This window comes from Pseudodesulfovibrio indicus (assembly GCF_001563225.1).
Lineage (GTDB): Bacteria > Desulfobacterota > Desulfovibrionia > Desulfovibrionales > Desulfovibrionaceae > Pseudodesulfovibrio > Pseudodesulfovibrio indicus.
The window spans coordinates 3,296,775-3,321,460 of sequence record NZ_CP014206.1 but is presented as its reverse complement, the minus strand read 5'-3'; the positions used below and the strand labels follow the sequence as shown (position 1 = coordinate 3,321,460).

Annotated in this window: 24 protein-coding genes and 1 pseudogene; 21 read left to right on the top strand and 4 right to left on the bottom strand. The window is 64.2% G+C overall.

The genetic code is table 11. From position 1 onward, the window contains the following. The 19 genes and pseudogenes from AWY79_RS15180 (at window position 1) to hisA (ending at window position 17,439) form a co-directional block, all read left to right on the top strand. On the top strand, window positions 1-441 hold the full coding sequence (locus AWY79_RS15180; protein WP_066805810.1) for a cytochrome c maturation protein CcmE: 441 nt from the start codon (window positions 1-3) through the stop codon (window positions 439-441). 131 nt (window positions 442-572) lie between these two features. Continuing rightward, the gene (locus AWY79_RS15175) at window positions 573-2,471 is read left to right on the top strand and encodes a heme lyase CcmF/NrfE family subunit (RefSeq protein WP_066805808.1); all 1,899 of its coding nucleotides are present in this window, start codon (window positions 573-575) and stop codon (window positions 2,469-2,471) included. Further along, window positions 2,472-3,137, top strand: a complete 666-nt coding sequence (locus tag AWY79_RS15170) for an ABC transporter ATP-binding protein (RefSeq protein WP_066805805.1) — start codon at window positions 2,472-2,474, stop codon at window positions 3,135-3,137. Beyond that, a pseudogene (locus AWY79_RS15165) lies at window positions 3,131-3,807 on the top strand (heme exporter protein CcmB). Before AWY79_RS15170 ends, AWY79_RS15165 begins: the two are co-directional and overlap by 7 nt. 2 nt (window positions 3,808-3,809) lie before the next feature. Then, window positions 3,810-4,472 carry a cytochrome c biogenesis protein CcsA gene (gene ccsA, locus AWY79_RS15160; protein ID WP_066805802.1) on the top strand — a complete coding sequence of 221 codons (663 nt, stop codon included), beginning with the start codon at window positions 3,810-3,812 and terminating at the stop codon, window positions 4,470-4,472. Between the two features lie 26 nt (window positions 4,473-4,498). Further along, window positions 4,499-4,645, top strand: coding sequence for a CcmD family protein (locus tag AWY79_RS18420; RefSeq protein ID WP_078063803.1), 147 nt, complete (start codon window positions 4,499-4,501; stop codon window positions 4,643-4,645). Further along, a complete protein-coding gene (locus AWY79_RS15155) occupies window positions 4,635-5,234 on the top strand; it encodes a tetratricopeptide repeat protein (protein WP_066805799.1) in 600 nt (199 codons plus the stop codon). Before AWY79_RS18420 ends, AWY79_RS15155 begins: the two co-directional genes overlap by 11 nt. A 187-nt stretch (window positions 5,235-5,421) precedes the next feature. Beyond that, window positions 5,422-6,597 carry a branched-chain amino acid ABC transporter substrate-binding protein gene (locus AWY79_RS15150; RefSeq protein WP_066805796.1) on the top strand — a complete coding sequence of 392 codons (1,176 nt, stop codon included), beginning with the start codon at window positions 5,422-5,424 and terminating at the stop codon, window positions 6,595-6,597. Window positions 6,598-6,679: 82 nt separating this feature from the next. Continuing rightward, window positions 6,680-7,582, top strand: a complete 903-nt coding sequence (locus AWY79_RS15145) for a branched-chain amino acid ABC transporter permease (RefSeq protein ID WP_066805793.1) — start codon at window positions 6,680-6,682, stop codon at window positions 7,580-7,582. 71 nt (window positions 7,583-7,653) lie between these two features. Continuing rightward, window positions 7,654-8,922: an ABC transporter permease subunit gene (locus tag AWY79_RS15140; protein WP_066805790.1), complete on the top strand. Its 1,269-nt coding sequence runs from the start codon at window positions 7,654-7,656 to the stop codon at window positions 8,920-8,922. Next, entirely contained in the window at window positions 8,915-9,709 is a 795-nt protein-coding gene (locus AWY79_RS15135; protein WP_066805787.1) for an ABC transporter ATP-binding protein, read from the top strand. The genes AWY79_RS15140 and AWY79_RS15135 overlap by 8 nt, the downstream gene beginning before the upstream one ends. A gap of 1 nt (window position 9,710) precedes the next feature. Then, entirely contained in the window at window positions 9,711-10,418 is a 708-nt protein-coding gene (locus tag AWY79_RS15130; protein ID WP_066805784.1) for an ABC transporter ATP-binding protein, read from the top strand. 72 nt (window positions 10,419-10,490) lie between these two features. Continuing rightward, entirely contained in the window at window positions 10,491-11,945 is a 1,455-nt protein-coding gene (gene guaB, locus AWY79_RS15125; RefSeq protein ID WP_066805781.1) for an IMP dehydrogenase, read from the top strand. A 70-nt stretch (window positions 11,946-12,015) separates the two neighbouring features. Further along, on the top strand, window positions 12,016-13,560 hold the full coding sequence (guaA, locus tag AWY79_RS15120; protein ID WP_066805779.1) for a glutamine-hydrolyzing GMP synthase: 1,545 nt from the start codon (window positions 12,016-12,018) through the stop codon (window positions 13,558-13,560). Window positions 13,561-13,741: 181 nt separating this feature from the next. Next, on the top strand, window positions 13,742-14,092 hold the full coding sequence (tatB, locus tag AWY79_RS15115) for a Sec-independent protein translocase protein TatB (protein WP_066805777.1): 351 nt from the start codon (window positions 13,742-13,744) through the stop codon (window positions 14,090-14,092). 6 nt (window positions 14,093-14,098) lie between these two features. Continuing rightward, a complete protein-coding gene (gene tatC, locus AWY79_RS15110) occupies window positions 14,099-15,367 on the top strand; it encodes a twin-arginine translocase subunit TatC (protein ID WP_066805765.1) in 1,269 nt (422 codons plus the stop codon). 112 nt (window positions 15,368-15,479) lie between these two features. Beyond that, window positions 15,480-16,061, top strand: coding sequence for an imidazoleglycerol-phosphate dehydratase HisB (gene hisB / locus AWY79_RS15105; RefSeq protein ID WP_066805763.1), 582 nt, complete (start codon window positions 15,480-15,482; stop codon window positions 16,059-16,061). Continuing rightward, on the top strand, window positions 16,061-16,714 hold the full coding sequence (locus tag AWY79_RS15100) for a hypothetical protein (protein ID WP_066805761.1): 654 nt from the start codon (window positions 16,061-16,063) through the stop codon (window positions 16,712-16,714). Before hisB ends, AWY79_RS15100 begins: the two co-directional genes overlap by 1 nt. Continuing rightward, a complete protein-coding gene (gene hisA / locus AWY79_RS15095) occupies window positions 16,711-17,439 on the top strand; it encodes a 1-(5-phosphoribosyl)-5-[(5-phosphoribosylamino)methylideneamino]imidazole-4-carboxamide isomerase (RefSeq protein ID WP_066805759.1) in 729 nt (242 codons plus the stop codon). The genes AWY79_RS15100 and hisA overlap by 4 nt, the downstream gene beginning before the upstream one ends. A 658-nt stretch (window positions 17,440-18,097) precedes the next feature. On the opposite strand, the gene AWY79_RS15090 is transcribed toward hisA, so the two are convergent. The 4 genes from AWY79_RS15090 to upp form a co-directional block, all read right to left on the bottom strand. Next, on the bottom strand, window positions 18,098-18,925 hold the full coding sequence (locus AWY79_RS15090) for a mechanosensitive ion channel family protein (protein ID WP_066805757.1): 828 nt from the start codon (window positions 18,923-18,925) through the stop codon (window positions 18,098-18,100). 100 nt (window positions 18,926-19,025) lie between these two features. Next, window positions 19,026-19,784, bottom strand: coding sequence for a glycosyltransferase family 2 protein (locus AWY79_RS15085; RefSeq protein WP_066805755.1), 759 nt, complete (start codon window positions 19,782-19,784; stop codon window positions 19,026-19,028). A gap of 164 nt (window positions 19,785-19,948) precedes the next feature. Beyond that, on the bottom strand, window positions 19,949-21,352 hold the full coding sequence (locus AWY79_RS15080; protein ID WP_066805754.1) for a uracil-xanthine permease family protein: 1,404 nt from the start codon (window positions 21,350-21,352) through the stop codon (window positions 19,949-19,951). Between the two features lie 101 nt (window positions 21,353-21,453). Next, window positions 21,454-22,080, bottom strand: a complete 627-nt coding sequence (gene upp / locus AWY79_RS15075; protein ID WP_066805752.1) for a uracil phosphoribosyltransferase — start codon at window positions 22,078-22,080, stop codon at window positions 21,454-21,456. Between the two features lie 178 nt (window positions 22,081-22,258). On the opposite strand from upp, the gene AWY79_RS15070 reads away from it, so the two are divergent. Together AWY79_RS15070 and AWY79_RS15065 are read left to right on the top strand one after the other, a co-directional pair. After that, window positions 22,259-23,947, top strand: coding sequence for a dephospho-CoA kinase (locus AWY79_RS15070; RefSeq protein WP_066807287.1), 1,689 nt, complete (start codon window positions 22,259-22,261; stop codon window positions 23,945-23,947). After that, window positions 23,944-24,684, top strand: a complete 741-nt coding sequence (locus tag AWY79_RS15065) for a rhomboid family intramembrane serine protease (protein WP_066805749.1) — start codon at window positions 23,944-23,946, stop codon at window positions 24,682-24,684. Before AWY79_RS15070 ends, AWY79_RS15065 begins: the two co-directional genes overlap by 4 nt. Window positions 24,685-24,686 lie beyond the last annotated feature (2 nt).

Sequence of the window (24,686 nt, the reverse complement as noted above, 5' to 3'; positions counted from 1 at the left end):
ATGGCCAAAAATTCCAATAAGATCGTGTATGCAGTCGCCCTGGTGTTGTTTCTGGGCGGCCTCTCCTACCTCATATTCTCCGGACTGACCCAGGATTCGGTCTACTTCCTCAACGTGACCGAGGCCTTGGCCCAGGACCGCGCGGAGATCGGCAACGCCCGGCTGTTCGGCAAGGTCTCGCCCGCCAACCTGACCGTTGCCGACGGCAAGCTCGGCGCGGACTTCGACCTGGTGGACAAGATGGAGACGGACAAGACCCTGCGCGTGCAGTTCAAGGGCGCGCTGCCCGACACCTTCAAGGAGGACGTCGAGGTCATCGTGGAAGGGCGGTTCACTCCCGACGGGCAGGTTTTCGTGGCCAAGACCCTGGTCACGAAGTGTCCTTCCAAGTATGAGGAGCAGAGCAAGCAGATGGAGCAGGGAAAGAACCAGAAGGGCTAGTGAAATCTTTTTCACATGGTTGCGGTCCGATATTTTTCCCTCTATCGCCTTCAAACCCGCTGATCGGCATCGCGGGTCCGGGGCCTGAGCGCCCCATCGTTCGCTGGTCGATTTCGTTCTAAGGAGCCTGTATGCATCTGACCGGATACGTCGGTTTACTCTTTTCCCTGCTCGCCTTCCTCTTTCTCGCCGGGTTCGCCGGCTATGCCGCCTGGTCGCGGAAGGGCGAGACCCTGACCCTGCTGGAACGGGGCCAGATGCTGGCCGCCGGCGGGGTGATCTTCTCCACCCTGTTGCTCCTGGTCGGACTGACCTCGCGCGACTACTCCTTCCGCTACGTCTACGACAACGTGGACAACGCCCTGTCCTTCGTCTACACCCTGACCGCCCTGTGGGGCGGCCGCGAGGGGTCGCTCCTGTTCTGGGAACTGATCATCGCCGTGTCCGGCATGATCTTCGTGGCCACGCCCGGCTACAAATCCTTCAGCGACGGGACCAAGCTCTTTTTCTGGATGTTCTTCCTGACCGTGCAGGCGTTCTTCCTGCTCCTGCTCACCGGCTGGTCGAACCCGTTCATCGAGATCATCCCGGCCCCGGCGGACGGGCGCGGCCTGAACCCGCTGCTCCGCAACCCCGGCATGATCTTCCATCCGCCGCTGCTCTTCCTGGGCTTCGCCCTGTACACCATCCCCGCCTGCTCGGCCCTGGCCGCATCCATCGCGGGCGAGAAGAAATCGTGGATCGCCGTGGTCCGCAACTGGAACATCCTGTCCTGGATCTTCCTGACCGCGGGCATCATCCTCGGCGGCTGGTGGTCCTACATGGAGCTGGGCTGGGGCGGCTACTGGGCCTGGGACCCGGTGGAGAACGCCTCCCTGATCCCCTGGTTCGCGGGCACGGCGGTGCTGCACACCGCGATCATCGAGTCCCGGCGCAACGCGCTGCAGCGGACCAACGTGTTTCTCATGTCCCTGACCTTCGTCCTGTGCATCTTCTCCACCTACCTGACCCGCTCCGGGGTCATCGACTCCCTGCACACCTTCGGGGCGTCCGGGGTGGCCAAGCCGCTGTTCTGGTCCATGGTCGTGTTCATGGGGTTGACCGTGATGGTCACCTTCCTGTCCGAGCGGCTGACCCACCGCTCCCTGTCCGACTTTCTGAGCCGACAGGGCATGCTGGTCATCGCGGCCTGGGTGCTGCTGGCGCTCGGCATGGTCGTCACCCTCGGCACCATGTGGCCGGTCATCAGCCAGCTCTGGACCCACTCGCCCATGGGGCTGGACGCCAACTTCTACAACCGCGTCTGCCTGCCGTTCATGGCGCTTCTGGTGCTCATCTTCTGCGTCTGTCCGTGGCTCGGCTGGAAGGGCGGGGTGCGCAACGTCATGGGATTGTCCATCGTGGGCGGCGTGCTCGTGGTCTCCTTCGGCGTCCTGTACTTCACCGGCATGACCAACGTGCTGGCGGCCCTGACCGCCGCGGCCAGCGTGGCCGCCATCGTCGGCATCGGCCTGCTCTTCGCCCTGTATCCGGCCATGCGCGCCATGCGCCAGTCCTGGGGCGCCTACGGCATCCACCTCGGCCTGGTGCTGCTGGCGCTGGGCATCGCCTTCTCCGGCCCCTACAAGGTGGAGCGCGAAGTGATCCTGGCCCAGGGCGAGACCGCGCAGATCGCGGAGTTCACCGTGACCTTCACCGGCCTGCACGAGGACCGCAACATCGGGGACATCGACGTGCGCGCCACCGCCACCCTGGCCGTGACCAAGGACGGCCGCGACGTGGGCGTGCTCCGGCCCGACAAGCGCATCTACAAGAATTTCCCGAACCAGCAGTTCGCCGAGGTGGGCACCATCCCGAGCTTCGGCGACGAGCTCTACGCCACGCTCCTCGGCCTGACCGAGGACAACAAGGCGAGCTTCAAGATCAGCGTCAACCCGCTGGTCAACTGGATCTGGATCGGCGGCACCCTCATGTGCGTGGTGGCCTTCCTGCTGCTCAGGCGCATGCCCAGGCCGGGCGAGGTCCGGTAGATGGGCGACTCCGGCAAAGCGCTGCTCACGGTCCGGCGGGCCGCCAAGTTCTTCGGCAACAAGCTCGTCTTCAAGGAGGTCTCCTGCGAGGTCCTCCCGGGCCGGATCATGCTCGTGGCCGGTCCCAACGGCGCGGGCAAATCCACGCTCATGCGGATCATGGCCGGGCTGGCCAAGCCCTCGGCGGGCGAGGTCGTGCTGCACGCGGACCCGGCGAAATGCGCCTATCTCGGTCACGCCACCTTCATCTATCCGGGGCTGTCCGCCCTGGAAAACCTGAAATTCTGGGGCAGCATGTACGGGCTGTCCCCGACCCGCGACCAGCTCATGGAGCTGCTCAGGCGGGTGGGGCTGGAGCGGGCGGCCGAGGAAAAGGCCGGATCGTTCTCGCGCGGCATGGCCCAGCGCCTCAACCTGGCCCGCATCTACCAGGCGGACCCGGAACTCATCTTTCTGGACGAGCCCGGCACCGGGCTCGACCCGGCCTCCCTCGGCAGACTGCGCACCGAGATCACCGGGCTGCGCGACCGGGGCGTGAGCGTGGTCTGGATCAGCCACCACGTGGCCGAGGATTCGGCGTTGGCCGACACGGTCCTGGCCCTGGGCGGGCGCAGGGTGGAGTACTTCGGCCCGGCCTCCGGCTTCACCCCGGAGGGCGCATGCTGAAGCGTTCCCAGGTCATCGCGAGGAAAGACCTCAAGCTCTCCCTGTCCGGGGGCAGGGGCTGGTCCAGGCGGTCCTGCTCGGCCTGCTGCTGATCTTCCTGTTCTCCCTGTCCAAGCCGCTGGGCGGCGAGATCACGCCCCAGGCCGCCGGGGCCATCTTCTGGCTCGCCTCGGTCTTCGGCCTGGTCCTGGTCTTCAACGACCTGTTCGCCATCGAGGAGGCCAACGGGGCGCGCATCGGCATCCTCAGCTCGCCCGCGCCGGTCCACGCGGTCTGGCTGGGCAAGGGTGCGGCGGGCTTCGGCCTGCTGCTCGTGTCGCAGCTCGTGTTTCTCCCGGCCACGGCGGCCTTCCTGGGCCAGTCCGTGCACGGCCCCTGGTGGCTGCTCGCGGTCACGCTGCTCGGCGCGGACCTCGGGCTGGTCATCATCGGCGCCCTGCTCGGCGCGCTGTCCCAGGGGCAGGCGGCCCGCGAGTCGCTGCTCTCGGTCATCGTGTTTCCGCTGCTGCTGCCCGTGCTGCTGTCCGGCATCACCCTGTTCGGCCTGTGCTTCTCGCCGGAGCACACCATGGGTTACGACAAGTGGCTGGGCCTGATTTTCGCATTCGATTGTCTGTTCGGCGGGGCGGGACTGTTCCTATTCCCGTTCGTCTACAGTGGGGAAGAATAGTCATGAAAGTTTCCATCCTGGCCGTGCTGGCCGGTCTCGCGCTGGCGGCGCAACAGGCCATGATCTGGTTTTACGCGCCCGTGGCCCAGTCCGGACCCGTGCAGAAAATCTTCTACATGCACCTGCCGTGCTCCTGGTGGGCGCTGGTCTCCTTCTTCGTGGTCTTCGTGGCCTCCATCCTCTACCTGTTCGGGCGCAAGGACGTGTTCGACCGGGTGGCGGGCGCGGCCGCCGAGCTGGGCGTGCTCTTCGCCTCGCTGGCGCTGGTCACCGGGTCCACCTGGGCCAGGGCGGAGTGGGGCCACTGGTGGCTCTGGGACCCGAAGCTGACCACCGCGCTGATCATGTGGTACGTGTACGCGGGCTACCTGGTCCTCCGGAACACGCCCATGGGCCGCGACCGCAAGGCGCTGGTCTGTGCCGTGCTCGGCATCGTCGCCTTCCTGGACGTGCCGCTGGTCTTTTTCGCGGCCAAGCTGTGGGGCTCGGCCCATCCCGACGGGCTGGCCCGCCAGGGATCGGGCATGGAAATCCGCATGTGGCACACCGTGTTCGCCGGGCTCGTCGCCTTCGGCCTGCTGTGGGGAGCCATGCTCGTGGCCCGCATCCGGCAGCTGGGCCAGGCCGCCCGTCTCGAAGCCATGCTCGTCTGGGACGAGGAATAGCATCACCAAACATCGAGGGTAACAATATGTCCGCAACAACCTACATCTTCATCGCCAACGTGGCTGTCTGGCTCGGCGTGGCCGGATACCTGGCCTTGCTGGGCTCCCGGTCCGCGACCCTGGAAAAGCGCATCCGCCAGATCGAACTCCTGGGAGACGGCCATGACGGATAGCCGCGTCCTGTTCGGCCGCAAGGCCGTGATCCTGGCCGTGTTCGTGTCCCTGGCCGCCATGTTCGTGACCAGCTTCGTCTACCGGCTGGAGAACCCGAATCTGTTCGTCAAGGCCAAGCAGCAGAGCTTTTCCCAGGCCGGGGAGAGCGGCGCGCCCGAAGGCATGGGCGGGGCCATGAACGGGGCCATGTCCCGGGTCCGCGAGTTCATGGACCGCGTCAAGGAACACCCGGACGACGTGGAGGCGCTGGTCGGGCTGGGCAACTCCTTCCTGATGATGCGCGCCTGGGACCGCGCCCTGGAGCCGCTCGAAAAGGCCCGCGCCCTGGCCCCGCAGGACGCCACGGTGCTCAAGGCCGTGGGCATCGCCTATTTCAACAAGGGCGATTACGCCAAGGCCACGGAGTGCTACGAGGGAGTCCTGAAGATCGACCCGAACGACACCCTGGCCCTTTTCAATTTGGGCGTGATTTACAAGCATTATTCCCAAAAACCCGACGAGGCCGGAACTTACTTCGAAAAGGTCCTGGAATTGGAAAAAGAAGATGCGGAAATGATAAAGCTCGCCCGGGAAGAGCTTGGGAAATAAAATCCGTTTGAAAAACGGTCGGTTGTCATCCCATCGGGGGAGCCGGATATGATTGACAAGAGGCTGAAAATAACTACAATGTCACATTCCGTCGAGGTTCCCGCCGGGGGGCGGGTTTTTCGATGCGTGACAGTCTGATGCATATGTACGTGGTTAGGAACCCTTATACATTTTTAGGAGAGGAAGCATGAAAGTCAAACTGAGTCTGATTGCTCTTTGCCTTGTCCTGGCAGCCATGCTGGCGGCCTGCGGCGGTGAAGCGAAGAAGGATGAACAGAAGGACGAGCAGGGTGATGTGAAAACCGGCGAGATCGCCGCTCCCGCGAAAGTCGTTCTCGGCGTGGCCGGCGCCCATTCCGGCGACCTGGCCTCCTACGGCCTGCCCACCGTCAACGCCGCCAAGCTGGTGGCCAAGAAGATCAACGCCGAGGGCGGCATCAACGGCGCCATGGTCGAAGTCGTCGCTCAGGACGATCAGTGCAAGCCCGAGCTGGCCACCAACGCCGCCACCAAGATGCTGTCCGACGGCGTGAAGATCGTCCTCGGCCACATCTGCTCCGGCGCCACCAAGGCCGCGCTGCCCATCTATCTGGACGGCAAGATCGTGGTCATGTCTCCCTCCGCCACCAACCCGCCGCTGACCCAGTCCGGCGAGTACCCGAACTTTTTCCGCACCATCGCCCCGGATGACGCCCAGGCCGCTCTCGAAGTGTCCTTCGCCAAGTCCCTGGGCCTCAAGAAGGTCGCCGTCATCCACGACAAGGGCGACTACGGCAAGGGCTTCGCCACCTTCTGCCAGCAGTTCATCGACGCCGATCCCGAGATCGAGGTCGTGCTGTTCGAAGGCGTGACCCCCGGCGCCGTGGACTACTCCGCGGTCGTCCAGAAGATCAAGAGCTCCGGTGCGGAAGGCGTCATCTTCGGCGGCTACCATCCCGAGGCCTCCAAGATCGTCACCGGCATGCGCAAGAAGGACATGGACATGCCCTTCCTGTCCGACGACGGCGTGAAGGACGAGACCTTCATCAAGGTCGCCGGCAAGTACGCCGAGGGCGTCTACGCCACCGGCCCCATGGACTTCTCCTCCAACACCATCTACCAGGAAGCCGTTGCGGCCCACAAGGCCGAGTTCAACGCCGATCCCGGCCCGTTCTTCCCCGAGGCCTACTCCGCGGCCCTGGCCCTGCTGAACGCGGTCAAGGTTGCCGGCGGCACCGATTACGACAAGCTGATCGATGCCCTGCACAACTCCTACGTGGAGACCGCTGTGGGCAAGATCAAGTTCGACGCCAAGGGCGATGCTGAGGGCGTTGGCTTTGCCGTGTACCAGGTGAAAGACGGCAAGTACCAGGAAGTCAAGTAATTATAGACTTCCGACAGGATTAGACCAGGGGACGGGCCAAAGCCCGTCCCCTGGATTTATTTAATGAACAGGGATCACTACAATGGATTATTTCCTTGAGCTGTTCATGGGTGGCCTTACCCGCGGCAGCATCTATGCTCTGATCGCCCTTGGCTACACCATGGTCTACGGCATCATCGAGCTGATCAACTTCGCCCACGGCGAGATATACATGATCGGCGCGTTCACCGGCCTCATCGTCGCCGGCCTGCTGACCATGCTGGGCTTCCCCGGCGCGTCAATCCTGGTCATCGCCATCGTCTGCGCGGTGATTTGGGCGGCGGCCTACGGGTACACCCTGGAGAAAGTGGCCTACAAGCCCCTGCGCAACGCGCCCAGGCTGTCGCCCCTGATCTCCGCAATCGGCATGTCGATCTTCTTGCAGAACTACGTCATGCTCGCCCAAACCTCCGATTTTCTTCCCTTCCCTGAACTCATCCCCCATTTCGCCTTCCTGGAGAACCTGGGGACCATCATGAGCTCGGCCGAGCTGGTCATCATCCTGGCCACCGTGGCATCCTGCGTGGGGCTGACGCTGTTCATCAAGTTCACCAAGCTGGGCAAGGCCATGCGCGCCACGGCCCAGAACCGCAAGATGGCCATGCTGGTCGGCATCAACGTGGATATGGTCATCTCGGCGACCTTCGTCATCGGGTCCAGCCTGGCCGCCGTGGGCGGCGTGCTCATCGCCTCGCACATCGGCCAGATCAACTACTTCATCGGCTTCATCGCGGGCATCAAGGCGTTCACCGCCGCCGTGCTCGGCGGCATCGGCTCCCTGCCCGGGGCCATGCTCGGAGCCCTGGTTCTCGGCCTGACCGAGGCGTTCGCCACCGGCTACGTCTCCTCGGACTACGAGGACGTCTTCGCCTTCATGCTGCTCGTCCTCATCCTGATCTTCAGGCCGTCGGGCATCATGGGCAAGGAAAAGGCCCAGAAGGTCTAACTTTAGGAATTACGGCGGCTTCGAGCCGCTCATCCCGCAAGGATCATACAGTGAGCAACGCAACAAACACCATGAACCAGGGGTTCTTCAGGTTCTTCCTGACCGCGGGCAGCGACAGCTTCGCCCACGCGGTCACGAAGTCTCTGGTGGCGGCCGTCTGGTTCGTTTTCCTGACCTTTCCGATCATGGTCATCCGGGTGAACACCATCGAGAAGACCGTGGTCTGGCATTGGGAGAGGATGGGCTACGTCGCCGCGGCCGTCTTCTTCGGTTCCTTCATCTGGCGCTGGCTGCTGGCCCGCAAGGAACTCAAGAAGGACGACTCCCGGGGCGAAACCAAGGTCGAGTCCTGGCTGACCCGGCTCCAGTCCATCCCGGCTTTGAAATACTCCGCGCTGGCCCTGCTGGCCGCCGTGGCCGTGGCCTATCCTCAGGTCATGGATCTCTACCAGACCAACATCATGATCTCCTGTCTGGTCTACGTCGTGCTCGGCCTGGGGCTGAACATCGTCGTCGGCCTGGCCGGGCTGCTCGACCTGGGCTACGTGGCCTTCTACGCCGTGGGCGCCTATGCCTACGCCCTGTGCAACATGCACTGGGACATCGGCTTCTGGTACATGCTGCCCGTGGGCGCCGTCCTGGGGGCGATCCTCGGCATCCTGCTCGGCTTCCCGGTGCTCAGGCTGCGCGGCGACTACCTGGCCATCGTCACCCTGGGCTTCGGCGAGATCATCCGCCTGGTCCTGGAGAACTGGGGCGACGTCACCATGGGGCCCTCCGGCATCTCCTCCATCGCCCGTCCCAGCCTGTTCGGAATCAAGTTCGGCGTCATCGCCTCCACCCAATACATGTTCTACATCATGGTCGGTCTGGTGGTCTTCACCATCTTCTGCGTCAACCGGCTGCAGAACTCCCGCATCGGTCGGGCGTGGCTGGCCCTGCGCGAGGACGAGATCGCCTGCCAGGCCATGGGCATCGACAAGATGAAGACCAAGCTCATGGCCTTTGCCCTGGGCGCCACCTGGGCGGGCATGGCCGGCGTCGTCTTCGCCGCCAAGACCACCTTCATCAACCCCGCCTCGTTCACCTTCTGGGAATCGGCCATCATCCTCTCCATCGTCGTCATCGGCGGCATGGGCTCCATCCGGGGCGTGATCGCGGGCGCGATCATCCTCATCCTGGTTCCGGAGTTCCTGCGCGATTTCGCCGAGTTCAGGATGCTCCTGTTCGGGGCCATCATGGTCCTGGTCATGGTCTTCCGTCCCCAGGGGCTGATCAGCGCCAAGCGCAAGATCTACGAGTACAAAGCAACCAACGCGGCGGGGGCGGCCAATGAGTAATCCGGTCCTCAACGTCAGCGCCGTGAGCAAGGACTTCGGGGGCATCCGCGCCCTGGACGACGTCGATCTCGTGGTGCACGACAAGGAAATCGTGGCCCTCATCGGGCCCAACGGCGCGGGCAAGACCACCTTCTTCAACTGCATCACCGGCATCTACACGCCCACCAGCGGCGACGTGCTCATCGACCCCAAGGGGCAGGGGACCACGCGCCGGATCAACGGCAAGAAGCCCAACGTGGTCACCGAACTGGGCATGGCGCGGACCTTCCAGAACATCCGCCTGTTCCCGTCCATGACCGCGCTTGAGAACGTCATGATCGGCACCCACTGCCGCACCAAGTCCTCCATCTGGGGGGCCATCTCCCGCAACCGGGCCACCCGCCGCGAAGAGCGCGATGTGGTCCAGCGGTCCTACGAGCTCCTGGAGCTGGTGGGGCTGGCCGAGTTCGTCAACGAGCTGGCCACGAACATGCCCTACGGCAAGCAGCGCAGGCTGGAGATAGCCCGCGCCCTGGCCACCGATCCCTTCCTCCTGCTCCTGGACGAGCCCGCCGCGGGCATGAACCCCCAGGAGACCAGGGAGCTCGAGGACCTCATCGTCGGCATCCGTGAACGGTTCAACATCTCCATCATGCTCATCGAGCACGACATGAAGATGGTCATGTCCATGTCCGACCGGATTTACGTCCTGGACTACGGGCGCATGATCGCGGACGGCACGCCCGCCGAGATCGCGGCGAATCCGGAGGTCATCAAGGCCTACCTCGGGGAGGAACACGATGACTAGGATGCTCGAACTCAAGCACGTCAACAGCTTTTACGGCAACATCCAGGCCCTGTACGACGTCAACCTGCACATCGACCGGGGCGAGATCATCACCCTGATCGGGGCCAACGGCGCGGGCAAGTCCACCACGCTGATGACCGTGTGCGGCGTGGTCCAGGCGCGCGAAGGCCAGGTCCTGTACCAGGACGAGGAAATCACCAGGGAGTCGCCGAACCACATCGTCCACAAGGGTATCTGCCAGGTCCCCGAGGGGCGGTTGATCTTCCCGGAGCTGACCGTTCAGGAGAACCTGGACATGGGCGCGTTCATGCGCACCAACAAGGCGGAGATCAAGCGGGACATCGAGTACTGCTTCGACCTCTTCCCCATCCTGGCCCAACGGCGCAGGCAGCAGGGCGGCACCCTGTCCGGCGGCGAGCAGCAGATGCTGGCCATCGGCCGCGCGCTCATGGCCCGGCCCGCGCTGCTCCTCCTGGACGAGCCGTCCATGGGGCTGGCCCCGCTGGTGGTCAAGCAGATCTTCGAGATCATCAAAAAGGTCAACAGCGAAAACAACACGACCATCTTCCTGGTGGAGCAGAACGCCAACCTGGCGCTCAAGATAGGCCACCGGGGGTATGTAATGGAAAACGGGAGGGTGGTGCTCTCCGACACCTGCGACAAGTTGCTGGTCAACGAGCAGGTGAAACGGGCCTACCTGGGTCTATAATGGAAAACACCGAGGCCGGGCGCTAAGCTCGGCCTTGTCATATACGTCATCAAAACGCTCTGGAGGAATGACATGAGCAAAATTCTCGATAAGGCCCTGACCTTTGACGATGTCCTGCTGTTGCCGGGCTATTCCAACGTCCTGCCCGACGCCGTCGACGTGTCCACATACCTGACCCCGGAGATCAAACTGAACATTCCGCTGCTCTCCGCGGCCATGGATACCGTCACCGAGTCGCGCATGGCCATTTCCATGGCCCGGCACGGCGGCGTGGGCGTGATCCACAAGAACATGTCCGTGCGCGAGCAGGCGCGCGAGATCGACCGCGTCAAGAAGTCCGAGTCCGGCATGATCTCCGACCCCATCACCGTCCATCCGGACGACGACCTGGGCAAGGTCAAATCGATCATGAGCGAGTACCGCATCTCCGGTCTGCCCGTGGTCAAGGGCGACCACCTGGTCGGCATCATCACCAACCGCGACATCCGCTTCGTCAACGACGACAAGGCCCTGGTGTCCGAGCTGATGACCTCCCGCGACCTGGTCACCGTGCCCGAGGGCATCGACACCGACGAGGCCAAGCGCAAGCTGCATCAGCACCGCATCGAGAAGCTGCTGGTGGTGGACGAGGAGAACCGCCTCAAGGGGCTGATCACCATCAAGGACATCAACAAGCACAAGAAGTATCCCGACGCGGTCAAGGACGGCCGTGGACGGCTGCTGGTCGGCGCGGCCATCGGCGTGGGCAAGGACTGCCTGACCCGTTCCGAGGCGCTGCTGCACGCCGGTGCCGACTTCCTGGTCCTGGACTCCGCGCACGGCCACTCCGAAAACATCCTGAAGTCCGCCCGCGACCTGCGCGCCGCCTTCCCCCAGCTCCAGCTGGTGGGCGGCAACATCGCCACCTACGAGGGCGCCAAGGCGCTCATCGAGGCGGGCGTGGACACGGTCAAGGTCGGCATCGGTCCCGGCTCCATCTGCACCACCCGCGTCGTCGCAGGCGTGGGCGTGCCGCAGATCACGGCCATCATGGAGGCCAGCCGCGCCGCGCGCGAGGCGGACAAGTGCATCATCGCCGACGGCGGCATCAAATATTCCGGCGACGTGGTCAAGGCCCTGGCCGTGGGCGCGAACTCCTGCATGATGGGTTCCGTCCTGGCGGGCACGGACGAGTCCCCGGGCGAGACCATCCTGTACCAGGGCCGCACCTACAAGCAGTACCGGGGCATGGGTTCCATCGACGCCATGAAGAAGGGCAGCTCCGACCGCTACTTCCAGGAGAAGTCCAAGAAGCTGGTGCCCGAGGGCATCGTGGGCCGCGTCCCGTACCGGGGCAAGGTCGGCGAGTCCCTGTACCAGTTCATCGGCGGTCTCCGTTCCGGCATGGGCTACACCGGCTCCGCCACCATCGGGGACCTCTTCGAGAAGTCGAAGCTGGTGCAGATATCCTCGGCCGGCCTGCGCGAGTCCCACGTCCACGACGTGACCATCACCAAGGAGTCCCCGAACTATCGCGGGGACGGCTAGCCCTTGGTGCGCGGACGCGGAGAGTTAATTCGTCTTTTCATTTGTCCCATTGTGAATTAGAGAGAAACACATGCACGACAACAGAGTACTTATCCTCGATTTTGGCAGTCAATTCACCCAGCTGATCGCGCGCCGCGTGCGCGAGGCAGGGGTGTATTCCGAAATTCACCCCTGCAACGTCGATCCCGAACGGGTGAAGGCGTTCAAGCCCTCCGCCCTGATCCTCTCGGGCGGCCCGTCCAGCGTGCTGGAGGGCGGCTGCCCCGAGCTGAACATGGACTACCTGGCCATGGGCATCCCGGTGCTCGGCATCTGCTACGGCATGCAGCTCCTGGCCCACAATCTCGGCGGCAGGGTGGTCGCGTCCACCGATCGCGAGTACGGCCGGGCGCAGTTCTCCGCCCAGAACGACTGCGTCCTGTTCGACGGCATCGAGGACAAGGACGACCTGACCGTCTGGATGTCCCACGGCGACCGCGTGGAGCAGCTGCCCGAGGGGTTCGTCCCCATGGGCAAGACCGACTCCATCGAGTTCGGCGCCATGGGCCACGTCGAGAAAAAGATCTACGCCCTGCAGTTCCACCCGGAGGTGGCCCACACCACCGACGGTTCGATGATCATCCAGAACTTCCTGTTCAAGGTGGCGAACCTGGAACCCTCCTGGTCCATGGCCTCCTTCGTTGACACCACCATCGAGGCCCTCAAGGAGCAGGTGGGCGACGCCAAGGTGGTCCTCGGACTGTCCGGCGGCATCGACTCCACCGTGGCCGCGGTCATGCTGCACAAGGCCATCGGCAAAAACCTGCACTGCATCTTCGTGGACAACGGGCTGTTGCGCATGGGCGAGCGGGAGGAGGTCATCGGTTTCCTGGCCGAGCACTTCGACCTGAACGTCAAGATGGTGGACGCCTCCGCCGAGTTCCTGGCTGACTTGAAGGGCGTGGAAGACCCGGAGAAGAAGCGCAAGCTCATCGGCTACAAGTTCATCGAGGTCTTCGACCGCGAGGCCAAGGCCATCGAGGGCGTGAAGTTCCTGGGCCAGGGCACCCTGTACCCGGACGTCATCGAGTCCGAATCCTTCAAGGGCCCCTCGGCGGTCATCAAGTCCCACCACAATGTGGGCGGCCTGCCCGAGAAGATGAACCTCAAGCTGGTGGAACCCCTGCGCGAGCTGTTCAAGGACGAGGTGCGCCGCGCGGCCTACGAGCTGGGTCTGCCCGAGCACATCATCTGGCGCCAGCCGTTCCCCGGCCCCGGCCTGTCCATCCGCATCATCGGCGAGGTCACCGAGGAGCGTCTCCAGATCCTGCGCCTGGCCGACCGCATCGTGCAGAACGAGATGGTCGCCTCGGACTGGTATCGCAAGGTCTGGCAGGGATTCGCCGTGCTGCTTCCGCTGAAGACCGTGGGCGTCATGGGCGACGACCGCACCTACGAGAATGTCATCGCCCTGCGCATCGTGGATTCGCTCGACGCCATGACCGCGGACTGGTCCCGGCTCCCCTCGGAGCTGCTGGCCCGCATGTCCAACCGGATCATCCGGGAGGTCAAGGGCGTGAACCGGGTGGTTCTGGATATCTCCTCCAAGCCGCCGTCCACCATCGAGTGGGAATAATTCGCTAGCAGATCGTAGAAAAGTCAAAATCGGAGGCTGTTCGGAAATGGTGAGATGCGAAGCGCGGAAAGAGTTCAAGGTCGACGCGTAGTTCCCGTACGCGAGCGTGAGAACTCCTTGCACAACGCCCGGATCGCCGTTTTCAACAGCCTCCCAGATCAAACCGGATTCAGGTGACCACATGTTTGGAATAGGCGGACCCGAATTACTGATTATCTGCGTGGTGGCGCTCATCGTCATCGGCCCCCAGAAACTGCCGGATCTGCTCCGGTCGCTGGGCAAGGGCGTTGCCGAGTTCAAGCGCGTGGGCAACGAGGTCAAGTCGACTCTGGACGACGAGGTCGGCAAGGCCGAGGCCGCTGCCCGGAAGAAGGAAGTGGACGCCGAGATGGCCCGCCGCAAGGCCGAGAAGGCCAAGCAGGAGGCCGCCGAGGCCGAAGCTGCCAAGGAGCCCGCACCCGCTGCCGAGGCTCCCGCCGAACCGGCTGCCGAGACCGTTGCGGAAGCGGCCACCGAAGAGAAAAAGGCCTAAGTTCGAATGACTTCCGATAAAGACGATGTCAAAGTCACCGAAGAGGAAGCAGTGGCCGGGACCCCGACCGATCCCGCCGAAGACCCGTCCCTGATGGACGCCGGGGCGGACGCCTCCACCGAATCCGGGGAAGGTCCGGAGGACGGCGACGGCGCTGGCGACGGCGCTCCCGTCATCTCCGACGAGGCCCTGGAAGAGGCGGGCAAGGCCCTGGCCGGTGCGGGCGGCGGCGACGCCGGAACCCCCGGCGACGGCGACTCGACCGCTTCCGAAGACGACGAGGACGGCGAGGACGACGAAGAGGGCGAGGACGGCGAGGGCGCGCAGATGTCCCTGCTGGACCACCTGGGCGAGCTGCGCGTGCGGCTGACCCGCGCCTTCATCGCCATCGGCGTGGGCATGGTCGCGTGCTACTCCTTTGCCGAGCAGATGTTCGACATCCTCATGAAGCCCATGGTCGACGTGTTCCAGGCCCAGGCCGCCAAGAACCCGCTGCTGACGCCCGAGTTCTACCAGGACTTCGGCGTTGTCCTGAAAAAGGTCCTGGTGGACAACGGGTTCCAGCATTCCGAGCAGATGCAGGTCTTCATGGACGCTTTGCAGAAGTCCCTGATGCTCGTGGCCCGGGAAGGACACTTCCAGTACACCTACCCGGCCGAGGCGTTCTTCGCGCACATCAAGATCTCCATCGTGGCCGGGCTGTTCCTGGTCAGTCCCTACGTCTTTGCCCAGATCTGGGGCTTCATCGCCCCCGGCCTGTACGCCCACGAACGCAAGTGGATGGTGCCCATGGCGCTGTTCTCCGGCGCGTTCTTCACCGGCGGCGCGCTGTTCGGGTATTTCCAGGTCTTCCCTTACGCCTTCGACTTCTTCGCGGGCTTTTCCAACGAGGGCATCCAGTTCGTCCCCAAGCTGAACGAGTACCTGAGCTTCTGTCTGAAGCTGCTCTTCGCCTTCGGCCTGGTCTTCGAGCTGCCGCTGTTCATCTTTTTCCTGGCCCGGCTGGGCATGGTCTCCTCCACGGGACTGCGCAAGAAGCGCAAGTACGCCATCCTGTGCGCCTTCGTGCTGTCGGCCGTCCTGACCCCGCCCGATCCCTTTACCCAGTGCCTCATGGCCGGGCCGCTTATCGTGCTCTACGAGGTCGGCATCTGGGTGGCGTTCTTCTTCGGCAAGAAGGAGAAGCGGCACCTCAAGAAGCAGGCCGAGGCCGAGGCCAAGGCCCAGGCCGATCTGGACAAGGCCGCCGCCGGGGATGGGGAAGAGAAAGAGTAATCAACCGCATGGGCGGGCATCGCGAAAGGCGGTGCCTGCCCTGTTTCTTTTTCTAGACTTTTCCTATATGTAAGGGGATGAATCGCAATTCAACCCGTGAAAGGAGTGCTCCATGCGCCAGGCCACGGTGGAACGGACCACCAAGGAAACGGACATAAGGTTGACCCTGAACCTCGACGGGGAGGGGGCGGTCAAGGTGGACACCGGCATCGGGTTCGCGGACCACATGCTCACCCTGTGCGCCTTCTGGGCCGGGTTCGACCTGGAACTGACCTGCAAGGGCGATCTGGAAATCGATGCCCACCACAGCCTTGAGGACATCGGGTTGTGTCTCGGCCAGGCGTTGGCCGAGGCGTTGGGCGACAAGCGGGGCATCAACCGCGTGGCCTCGGCCAAGGTTCCCATGGACGAAGCGTTGGCCGAAGTGGTCCTGGACCTCTCCGGCAGGCCCTACATCGTCTATGACGATGCGTTGTTGCCGGACATCATCGCCGGTGACGAGAAGGATGTCTGGCGCGAATTTCTGAAATCCTTCGCCTACAAGGCGGGGATGAACCTGCACGTTAAATACGAGCACGGCCTCAACGGCCATCACCTGCTGGAAGCCGCCTTCAAGGGGCTCGGACTGGCCCTGGCCCATGCGGTCACCGTGGGGCGCAAGGGCGTCTCCAGCACCAAAGGGAGTCTCGACTGATGAAACGCAATGCCGTCTTTTTCGAAGTGGCCGCTTTGTGTCTTTCCCTGCTGATCCTGGCCGGTTGCGGCAAGACCACCCGTACCGCCGCCGTGCCGCGTCCCGAAGGCAAGCTCGCCGTGGCCGGGTTCACCAACCCGGTCTACAACTGGGAACTGCTGGCCGGTTACCTGGAGCAGGAAGGCAAGCCCGCGCCCGAGGGGACCATGGAGACCCTGGACATGATCGTGGCCGACACCCTGCACGAGCATCAGGTCTTCGATTACATCACCCCCGACGCGGTCAAGCAGTGCCAGGATGTGGTCGTCTTCGAGGAGTCGGGCCAGCCGCGCGTGTCCGCGTGGAAATACTGGCTCGGCGTGGGCAAGTGCATCCAGGCCGACTACCTGCTGGTGCCCCAGCTGACCACCTGGCGCGAGCGGGTGGGCTCTGACGGCGGCGTGCAGACCCCGGCCTCGGTGGCCATCGATTTCTACCTCATCGACATCAAGGCGGAGCGCATGACCCGCTCCCGGTACGAGGAGACCCAGCAGGGCTTGTTGGAGAACCTCTACAACGCCAAGAAATTCGCCGCCCGCGGCGGCAAGTGGGTGACCGCCACCCGCCTGGCCCAGGACGGCATCGACGAAAAACTTATGGAACTCGGATTATGATTCTTTTTCCCGCTGTAGACATCAAGAACGGTGAATGCGTCCGCCTGGCCCAGGGCAAGGAGGACGAGGTCACCGTTTTCGCCTCCGATCCGGTGGCCCAGGCCCGGTATTGGGAGGAGCAGGGCGCGCGGTTCCTCCACGTGGTGGACCTGGACGGCGCCTTTTCCGGCATGCCCAAGAACTTCGAGCTGATCAAGGCCATCTGCTCCGAGCTGCACATTCCGGTGCAGCTGGGCGGCGGCATCCGCGACATCGAGACCGCCCGCAAGTACGTGGAGGCGGGGGTCCATCGGCTGATCATCGGCACCATGGCCCTTGAGGACCCCGAGCTGTTCTCGGACCTGTGCCAAGCGCTGCCGGGCCGCATCGGCGTGTCCCTGGACGCGGTGGACGGCAAGCTCAAGACCAAGGGGTGGGTCGAGGATGCGGGATTGTCCATCGACGACGTCCTGCCCCGCCTGGAAGCGGACGGCATCTGCTTCATCGTCTACACCGACATCTCCCGCGACGGCATGCAGACCGGCGTCAACCTCGACGGACTGGCCGCCCTGTGCTCCAAGACCTCGGTCCCGGTCATCGCGGCTGGCGGCGTCCACACCCTCGACGACATCAAGAATCTCTACCCGCTCTCCAGAAAAGGCCTCGAAGGCGCCATCTCCGGCCGGGCCATCTACGTCGGCACCCTCGACGTCAAGGAAGCCAACGCCTGGATCGACGCCCAGTAAAAGAGCCGATTTCACCACCGATTCAACCAATAAAAGCCCCCGGTTCGACGAACCGGGGGCTTTGCTTATCCCCTTTGGAGCGACTTGAGGCGCAGCCTCAACCAGCGGCTTTCCTCCCCCGCCGCCCCGTCCGAAAGCCCTCCCCTGGAACGCCTTTGAGGCGGAGCCTCAAACAGCGGCTTTCTTACTCCGCCACCACGTCCGAAGACCCTCTTTCTTCGCCCGCAATTCCGTTAAGCCGCACGGAGCGAGCCCTGTTTCGGACGCCTAGAAGCCGACCGCGAAGGGGCGACGGCTCCGCTCCCGTGGCCCGGGGGGAATCCCATAAAAGGGGTGTTCCCGTGGAGACTGTCCCTATACTTTTGATCGGATGGAGCCGACCCGAGCGGATCGGATTCTCAGCGGCCAAACCTCGGGCGGGGCAGCCCCCCAAAGCACTTTTCTTTGGTTCTTTCTTTTTTGCTTTGGAAAAAGAAAGAACCCCGCCGGGAGGGCTGCAAAAAAACATGGAGGAGCGCCAGCGACGGCTCTGTCTTTCTCTTTCTTCTTCTTCTTCTTCCTTCTCTCATTCGACACCCACCAAAAAAAGGCCGCCTCATAGAGGCGGCCTTCCGTCATTATCCAGTTATCCATCCATCGCGCCGAGGGCGCGAAAACCCTACTGCTTGTCGGTAGGATACACGTGCACATCGGTCTGCGGATACGGAATCGAAATCCCCTCCGCATCGAACACCAGCTTCACCTTCTCGGTGATCGCAAAATACACTCCCCAGTAGTCGCCGGTCTTGCACCAGGGCCGGACCACGAAGTTGACGGAGGAGTCTCCCAGCTCGTTGACCTGAATGACGGGAGCGGGCTCCGGCAGGATGCGCGGCTCTTCGGAAATGATCCGTTCCAGGGTCTTCTTGGCCTTGAGCAGGTCGTCGTCGTAGCCGATGCCGAACACCATGTCCACGCGCCGGGTGTCGTTGGCCGTGACGTTGGTGATGGTCCCGCCGAGCACGGCGGAGTTGGGGACGGTGATGACCTTGTTGTCCGGGGTGGTCAGCACGGTGTTGAAGATGTTGATGGCCGAGACCGTGCCGGACTGGCCGCCCACGGTGACGTAGTCGCCCTTCCTGAAGAACTTGAGGAGGATGAGCATGACGCCCGCCGCAAAGTTGGACAGGGAGTCCTTGAGCGCCAGGCCGACGGCCAGGCCTGCGGCACCGAGCACGGCCAGGAAGCTGGTCACGTTGATGCCCGCCTGCCCGAGCGCCGCGATGACCACCGCGGCCAGCAGGGCGTAGTAGATGATGTTCTTGAGAAACGCTGCCAGGGTCTCGTCGACGGAGGCTTTAAGCATGACCTTCTTGGAGCCGTTGGCCACGCCCTTGGCGATCATGCGGCCGATGATGAAGACGAGCAGGGCGACGATGATGCGCAGCCCGTACTGGGTGACGTAGAAGGTAAGGGTCTCGGCCAATTGGGAAATGTTGAAGTCCATGATTCCTCCGGGAAAGGCAGATTTGTTTCGCTGTGGGAATGATTAGCACAACCAAATGGTTGTTTGGAACAGATTTGTTCGGTCGCGCGCAAGGTTTTTGCTAGGCGTCGCCCCATTTCCCCTTTTCGTTGACGCGGATGTACTTCTGGAAGGTGTAGTAGAATCCGGCCAGGGCGTTGCACAGCCCGGCGGTGCCGTCCAGAAAGCCGAGCTTGAGCAGGTAGAGCTTGATGAAGCGCATGACGGCGTGGAGCAAGGCCTTGCCCGGGCCGCTGGAGACGCCCTTGGCCCGCAGGGCGGTCGCGCCCTCCTCGGCGTAATAGTTGATCTTGTCCATGTGCTGCCTGAAGGACTCGTAGGGGTAGTGAAGGATGTCCCCGGCGAGTTTCTTGGTCTCGCCGCGCGGCTTGAAATGGTAGTGCGCGCCCGAGGCGCTGACCTCCATCTGGCCGCAGCGGAAGACCCGCAGCAGATGGTCCGGATACCAGCCGGAATGCTTCATGAACCGGTTGAAGTAGAAGGAGCTGCGCGGCACGTAGTAGCCCGCCAGGTGCTCCTTGCGGCCCAGGGCCGTGCGGATGGACTCGCGCAGTTCGTCGGTCAGGATCTCGTCCTGGTCCAGGGAGACCACCCAGGTGGTGGACACCTCCTTGAGGGCGAACTTGAATTGGTCCACCGGCCCGGGCCAGGCGCGGACCAGGACGCGCGCCCCGCATCGCTCCGCGATCTCGCGGGTCCGGTCCGTGGACTCGGAATCCACAACCAGCAGCTCGTCGCAGAAGTCGAGCGATTTGAGGCACTGTTCGAGCCACCGCTCGCCGTTGTAGGTCAGCACCAGTCCGGTCACTGTCTCGCGCATGGGGTCAATCCTCCTGATTCGGGCCTTATAGCCCGTAAACCGCGGCCCGGTCCATCGGAAAAGGGGCTGGCGCGGGCCATGAAAAAAGGCCCCCCGCACTTCGGCGGAGGGCCTTGGGATGCGTGTCGGCTAGAGGTCGGTGTGATGATCCGGGCCCGAGGCGTTCACCTCGTCGGGCAGGGATCGTTGCAGTCCTTGCAGGGCAGGATGAGGTTCATGACCACGCCCACGATGCCCGCCAGGCCGATGCCGCCGAGCTTGACGATGACCAGGTCGAAGCTCATGCCGCCGATGCCGAAGACCAGGATGATGGCCACGATGGCGAGGTTGCGGGGGAGCATCAGGTCGTTGCCCGCGCGCACCAGGGTGTTGATGCCGATGACGGTGATGGCGCCGAAGAGCAGGATCATGATGCCGCCCATGACCGGGACCGGGATGGTGTTCAGGAACGCGCCGAGCTTGCCCACGAAGGCCAGGATGATGGCGGTGATGGCCGCCCAGGTCATGATGGCCGGGTTGAAAGCGCGGGTCAGGGCCACGGCGCCGGAGACCTCGGAGTAGGTGGTGTTCGGCGGGCCGCCGAGCATCGCGGCCAGGGAGGTGGCCAGGCCGTCGCCGAGCATGGTCTTGTGAATGCCCGGGTCCTTGACGTAATCCTTGCCCGAGATGCCGCCGATGGCCAGGATGTCGCCGAAGTGTTCGATGGCCGGGGCGATGGCCACGGGCACGATGAACAGGATGGCTTCCAGGTTCCAGGTGGGGAAGGTGAAGTTGGGCAGGGCCAGCAGCGGGGCCTCGGCGATCTTGCCGAAGCTGACCAGCACCGGGGCGGTCCAGTTCTGGAGCGCGCCGGGGTCGAAGGCGGCCTGTTGCGCGGCGGTAAAGCCGGTGATGTCCAGGATGATGGAGGTCACGTAGCCCACCGCGATGCCGAGCAGGATCGGGATGAGCTTGATCCAGCCCTTGCCGAGCAGGGAGGCGAAAATGGTGGTCAGGAGCGCCACGCCCGCGATGATCATGGCGGTGGTGTTGGGCACCAGCCATGCGGAGCCGTCGCCGGTGCGGCCCAGGGCCATGTGCACGGCGACCGGGGCGCCCGTGCAGCCGAGCCGAGCCGCGGGCCAGCGCGCGGAGGCACCATGTGCACGGCGACCGGGCGGGGCCAGGATCAGGCCGATGACCATGATCACCGGGCCGGTGACCACGGGCGGGAGCACGCGGCGCAGCATGTTGGAGCCGTAGATGCGGATGAGCATGCTCAGGATGACGTAGAGGATGCCCGCGCCGAACAGGCCGCACATGGTGGACGGGATGCCCCAGGTCTGCACGCCGTAGATGATCGGCGCGATGAAGGCGAAGCTGGAGGCCAGGAAGACCGGCACCTTGCCCCGGGTGACGACCTGGAACAGCAGGGTGCCCGCACCCGCGGTGAACAGGGCCACGTTCGCGTCCAGGCCGGTCAGCAGCGGCACCAGGACCAGCGCGCCGAAGGCCACGAACAGCATCTGCGCGCCGAGCAGGGCGTTCTTGGGTTTGAAATTGTACTCAGTGGAATGCACGTCACTCATGATTTGCCAACTCCTCTCTTGTTGCGGAGCCCCCCGACTCCTTTGTTGCCCCTCATTGCATCTCTCTAAAAAAAGGCACGCTCTGGAGCGTGCCGTGTTGCCTACTTGGTGCCGAAGATTTTGTCTCCGGCGTCACCGAGACCAGGGAGAATGTATCCCACGTCGTTCAGCTTTTCGTCCACCGCAGCGGTATAGAGGTCCACGTCCGGGTGCGCGGTCAGGATGCGCTCGATGCCCTCGGGCGCGGCGCACAGGAAAAGGCCCCGGATGGACTGGCAGCCCGCATCCTTGAGCAGGTTGATGGTCGCGTTCAGGGTGCCGCCGGTGGCCAGCATGGGGTCGAGGATGAGCGCCATGCGCTCCTCGATGTTCTTGGCCAGCTTGACGTAGTACTGGACGGGCTGCAGGGTCTCCTCGTCGCGGTAGAAACCGACCACGGACGCCTTGGCGCCGGGGATCATGTCGAACACGCCGTCCATCATGCCGAGACCGGCGCGCAGGATGGGCACCACGGTGACTTTCTTGCCCTTGATGGAGTCCACTTCGACCTTGCCGGCCCATCCCTTGATGGTCCGTTTCTCGGTCTCGAAGTCCTTGGTCGCCTCGTATGTCAGAAGCCGGGTGATTTCATTCGCAAGCGTGCGGAAGTGGCTGGTGGAGATGTCGTGCTGTCGCAGCAGACCCACCTTGTGCCTGACCAGAGGGTGGTCGACCAGGTGTAAGGCCATGGTTTGCCTCTCTTTGGTTATGGGTTGTGATATTATCTAAAGAAATTTTCAATTGCGCAAAATTTCTTTTTTCTATGCCGATGCGCAAATCGGGTCAAGAGCCAATTTCCTGTTAGGACAGTAGATAAAATCAAATTGAATTTTACTTTCCAATGATTCCCGGTATATCACTTTGATCATGACGGATACGAAAAACGAACAACAGTGGGAACGGACCATTTCCTTTGCCGACGGCGGCACGCGGCTCGACAAGTTCTGGGGCCGCGAGCTGGCGGACGAGGGCGTGTCGCGCGGACGGGTCAAGGCGTGGATCGAGTCCGGCCTGGCCAAGGTGAACGGGCGGGTCGTGGACAAGGGCAAGTACAAGCTCGCGGCGGGAGAGAAGACGGTCATCGGCGCTGCCGAGCCCGAGGCCGGGGAGGGCGCGCCCGATCCCGTGCGCGGGCGGCTCGACGTGCTCTTTGAGGACGCGGCCATGCTCATGGTCTGCAAGCCCGCCGGGCTGACCACCCACCCCGCGCCGGGCGAGCCCGGGCCGACCCTGGTCAACCTCCTGCTGCACCGCTGGCCCGACATCGCGGCGGACAAGAGCGGCATGGACGAGCAGCGGCCCGGCATCGTGCACCGGCTGGACAAGGACACCTCCGGGGTCATGGCCGTGGCCCGGACCGAGGCGGCGCGGCTGAAGCTGTCCGCCGACTTTGCCGAGCACAACGTCTTCAAGGTCTACCTCGCCCTGGTGCACGGCGTTCCGACCCCTGCCCAGGGGACCGTGGACGCGCCCATGGGCCGCCATCCGAGCCAGAAGACCAAGATGGCCGTGGTGGACAAGGGCGGGCGCGAGGCGCGCAGCGACTACCGGGTGCTGTGGACCGGCCCGCGCGGGCTGGCCTCGCTGGTGGCCGTGCGCATCCACACCGGGCGCACCCACCAGATCCGGGTGCACATGGCCCACATAGGCCATCCGCTGCTCGGCGACGCGGTCTACGGCCCGCGCGAGAGCGCCGAGTGGGAGCGGCGGCCCGACCTGCTGGCCGGGCTGGCCCCGCGCCAGATGCTCCACGCCTTCTATCTCTCCGTGTTCCATCCCGAGACCGGCGAACCGGTGACCCGCTGGCTTCCCCCGCCCGAGGACTTTTGCGCGCTCCTGGCCGGGCTGCCGCGCGAGTGCCTGCGGGTGGGCGTCGTGGGCATGCCCGGCGGCGGCAAGTCCGCCCTGATGCGGTTCCTGGGCGCCATGGGCCGCCCCTGCTTCTCGGCGGACGAGTGCGTGGCCGAGCTGTACAATCCCGGCGGCGACGGCGCGGCCATGATCAACCAGCGGTTCGGCGGGGCGTACACCCTGGAGGACGGCGGGGTGGACAAACCCGGGCTGTTCGCGGCCATGCGCGAGTCCGACCAGGTGCGCCGCGAGGTCAACGACATGGTCCATCCCATGGTCCGCCACCGGTGCGAGGAGTTTTTCAAGGCCCACCGCGACGAACCGGTGGCCTATGCCGAGGTTCCGCTGCTCCTGGAGGGGGGTTGGCACAAGGAGGGCATGGTCGACCTGGTGGCCGGGGTGCGCTGTCCGGCGGACAAGCGGACCGGCGAGCTGCGCAGGCTGCGCAACCTGCCGCCGGAGATCCTGGCCGTGTTCGACTCCTGGCAGTGGCCGGAGAAGGACAAGCTCGCGGCCTGCGACTTCGTGGCCGACAATTCCGCCGGGCTGGACCACCTGGAGCGCGAAGCGGAGCGCCTCGACGCGGCGGCCCTGGCCGCCCTGGCCGACCGCGACAGGGCGACCGAAGCGTGGATGGACGGGCTGTGGCCCGGACTGGCCGGAGAGCTGGACCGCGAGCGGGCGGGCGGGGAGGGGCCGGCGTGATCCCCCTGCGGAGCAACGTGCCCAGGGTGACGATTCCCTACGCCGTGTCCGCCATCATCGCGGTCAACGTGCTGGCCTTTCTCTACGTGCGCACCCTGGACCCCCACGCCGTGGCCCGGCTCTACCATCTCTTCGGGGTGGTCCCGGCCCGGTTCATGGAGCCGGACTGGGCCGTCTGGGCGGGTTATCCGAAGACCCTTGGATGGCCGCTGGTCACGTACATGTTCCTGCACGGCGGCTGGCTGCACCTGATCCTGAACATGTGGATGCTCTGGCTGTTCGGGGACAATATCGAGGACGTCACCGGCCACGGCTGGTTCGTGCTCTTCTACCTGCTCTGCGGGCTGGCCGCGGTGGGAACCCACATGGTCTTCGAGGGAAGCTCGCCCATGCCGGTGGTGGGGGCGTCCGGGGCCGTGGCCGGGGTGCTCGGCGCGTACATCGTGCTCTACCCCCACGGGAGGGTCCTGACCCTGATCCCGGTCTTCTTCTTTCCGTTCATCTTCCGCATCCCGGCGTCGCTCTTCCTGGGGTTCTGGTTCCTGCTCCAGGTCTTCTCCGGGATATACTCCAAGGTCCAGGGGGCCCAGGACGTGGCCTGGTGGGCGCACGTCGGCGGCTTCGTGGCGGGCATCGTGCTCATCCGCTGGTTCCGTCTGCCGGGCGTCTGCCGCTACTGCTACAACCCGGACAGCAAGGATTACGACCGCGAGGACTCGGCCCTGCCGCCCCTGTGACG

Excerpts from the sequence above, each read along its gene's own strand:
- AWY79_RS15180 (WP_066805810.1), top strand. The coding sequence starts at position 1 with ATGGCCAAAAATTCCAATAAGATCGTGTATGCAGTCGCCCTGGTGTTG.
- AWY79_RS15175 (WP_066805808.1), top strand. The coding sequence starts at position 573 with ATGCATCTGACCGGATACGTCGGTTTACTCTTTTCCCTGCTCGCCTTC.
- AWY79_RS15170 (WP_066805805.1), top strand. The coding sequence starts at position 2,472 with ATGGGCGACTCCGGCAAAGCGCTGCTCACGGTCCGGCGGGCCGCCAAG.
- ccsA (WP_066805802.1), top strand. The coding sequence starts at position 3,810 with ATGAAAGTTTCCATCCTGGCCGTGCTGGCCGGTCTCGCGCTGGCGGCG.
- AWY79_RS18420 (WP_078063803.1), top strand. The coding sequence starts at position 4,499 with ATGTCCGCAACAACCTACATCTTCATCGCCAACGTGGCTGTCTGGCTC.
- AWY79_RS15155 (WP_066805799.1), top strand. The coding sequence starts at position 4,635 with ATGACGGATAGCCGCGTCCTGTTCGGCCGCAAGGCCGTGATCCTGGCC.
- AWY79_RS15150 (WP_066805796.1), top strand. The coding sequence starts at position 5,422 with ATGAAAGTCAAACTGAGTCTGATTGCTCTTTGCCTTGTCCTGGCAGCC.
- AWY79_RS15145 (WP_066805793.1), top strand. The coding sequence starts at position 6,680 with ATGGATTATTTCCTTGAGCTGTTCATGGGTGGCCTTACCCGCGGCAGC.
- AWY79_RS15140 (WP_066805790.1), top strand. The coding sequence starts at position 7,654 with ATGAACCAGGGGTTCTTCAGGTTCTTCCTGACCGCGGGCAGCGACAGC.
- AWY79_RS15135 (WP_066805787.1), top strand. The coding sequence starts at position 8,915 with ATGAGTAATCCGGTCCTCAACGTCAGCGCCGTGAGCAAGGACTTCGGG.
- AWY79_RS15130 (WP_066805784.1), top strand. The coding sequence starts at position 9,711 with ATGCTCGAACTCAAGCACGTCAACAGCTTTTACGGCAACATCCAGGCC.
- guaB (WP_066805781.1), top strand. The coding sequence starts at position 10,491 with ATGAGCAAAATTCTCGATAAGGCCCTGACCTTTGACGATGTCCTGCTG.
- guaA (WP_066805779.1), top strand. The coding sequence starts at position 12,016 with ATGCACGACAACAGAGTACTTATCCTCGATTTTGGCAGTCAATTCACC.
- tatB (WP_066805777.1), top strand. The coding sequence starts at position 13,742 with ATGTTTGGAATAGGCGGACCCGAATTACTGATTATCTGCGTGGTGGCG.
- tatC (WP_066805765.1), top strand. The coding sequence starts at position 14,099 with ATGACTTCCGATAAAGACGATGTCAAAGTCACCGAAGAGGAAGCAGTG.
- hisB (WP_066805763.1), top strand. The coding sequence starts at position 15,480 with ATGCGCCAGGCCACGGTGGAACGGACCACCAAGGAAACGGACATAAGG.
- AWY79_RS15100 (WP_066805761.1), top strand. The coding sequence starts at position 16,061 with ATGAAACGCAATGCCGTCTTTTTCGAAGTGGCCGCTTTGTGTCTTTCC.
- hisA (WP_066805759.1), top strand. The coding sequence starts at position 16,711 with ATGATTCTTTTTCCCGCTGTAGACATCAAGAACGGTGAATGCGTCCGC.
- AWY79_RS15090 (WP_066805757.1), bottom strand. The coding sequence starts at position 18,925 with ATGGACTTCAACATTTCCCAATTGGCCGAGACCCTTACCTTCTACGTC.
- AWY79_RS15085 (WP_066805755.1), bottom strand. The coding sequence starts at position 19,784 with ATGCGCGAGACAGTGACCGGACTGGTGCTGACCTACAACGGCGAGCGG.
- AWY79_RS15080 (WP_066805754.1), bottom strand. The coding sequence starts at position 21,352 with ATGAGTGACGTGCATTCCACTGAGTACAATTTCAAACCCAAGAACGCC.
- upp (WP_066805752.1), bottom strand. The coding sequence starts at position 22,080 with ATGGCCTTACACCTGGTCGACCACCCTCTGGTCAGGCACAAGGTGGGT.
- AWY79_RS15070 (WP_066807287.1), top strand. The coding sequence starts at position 22,259 with ATGACGGATACGAAAAACGAACAACAGTGGGAACGGACCATTTCCTTT.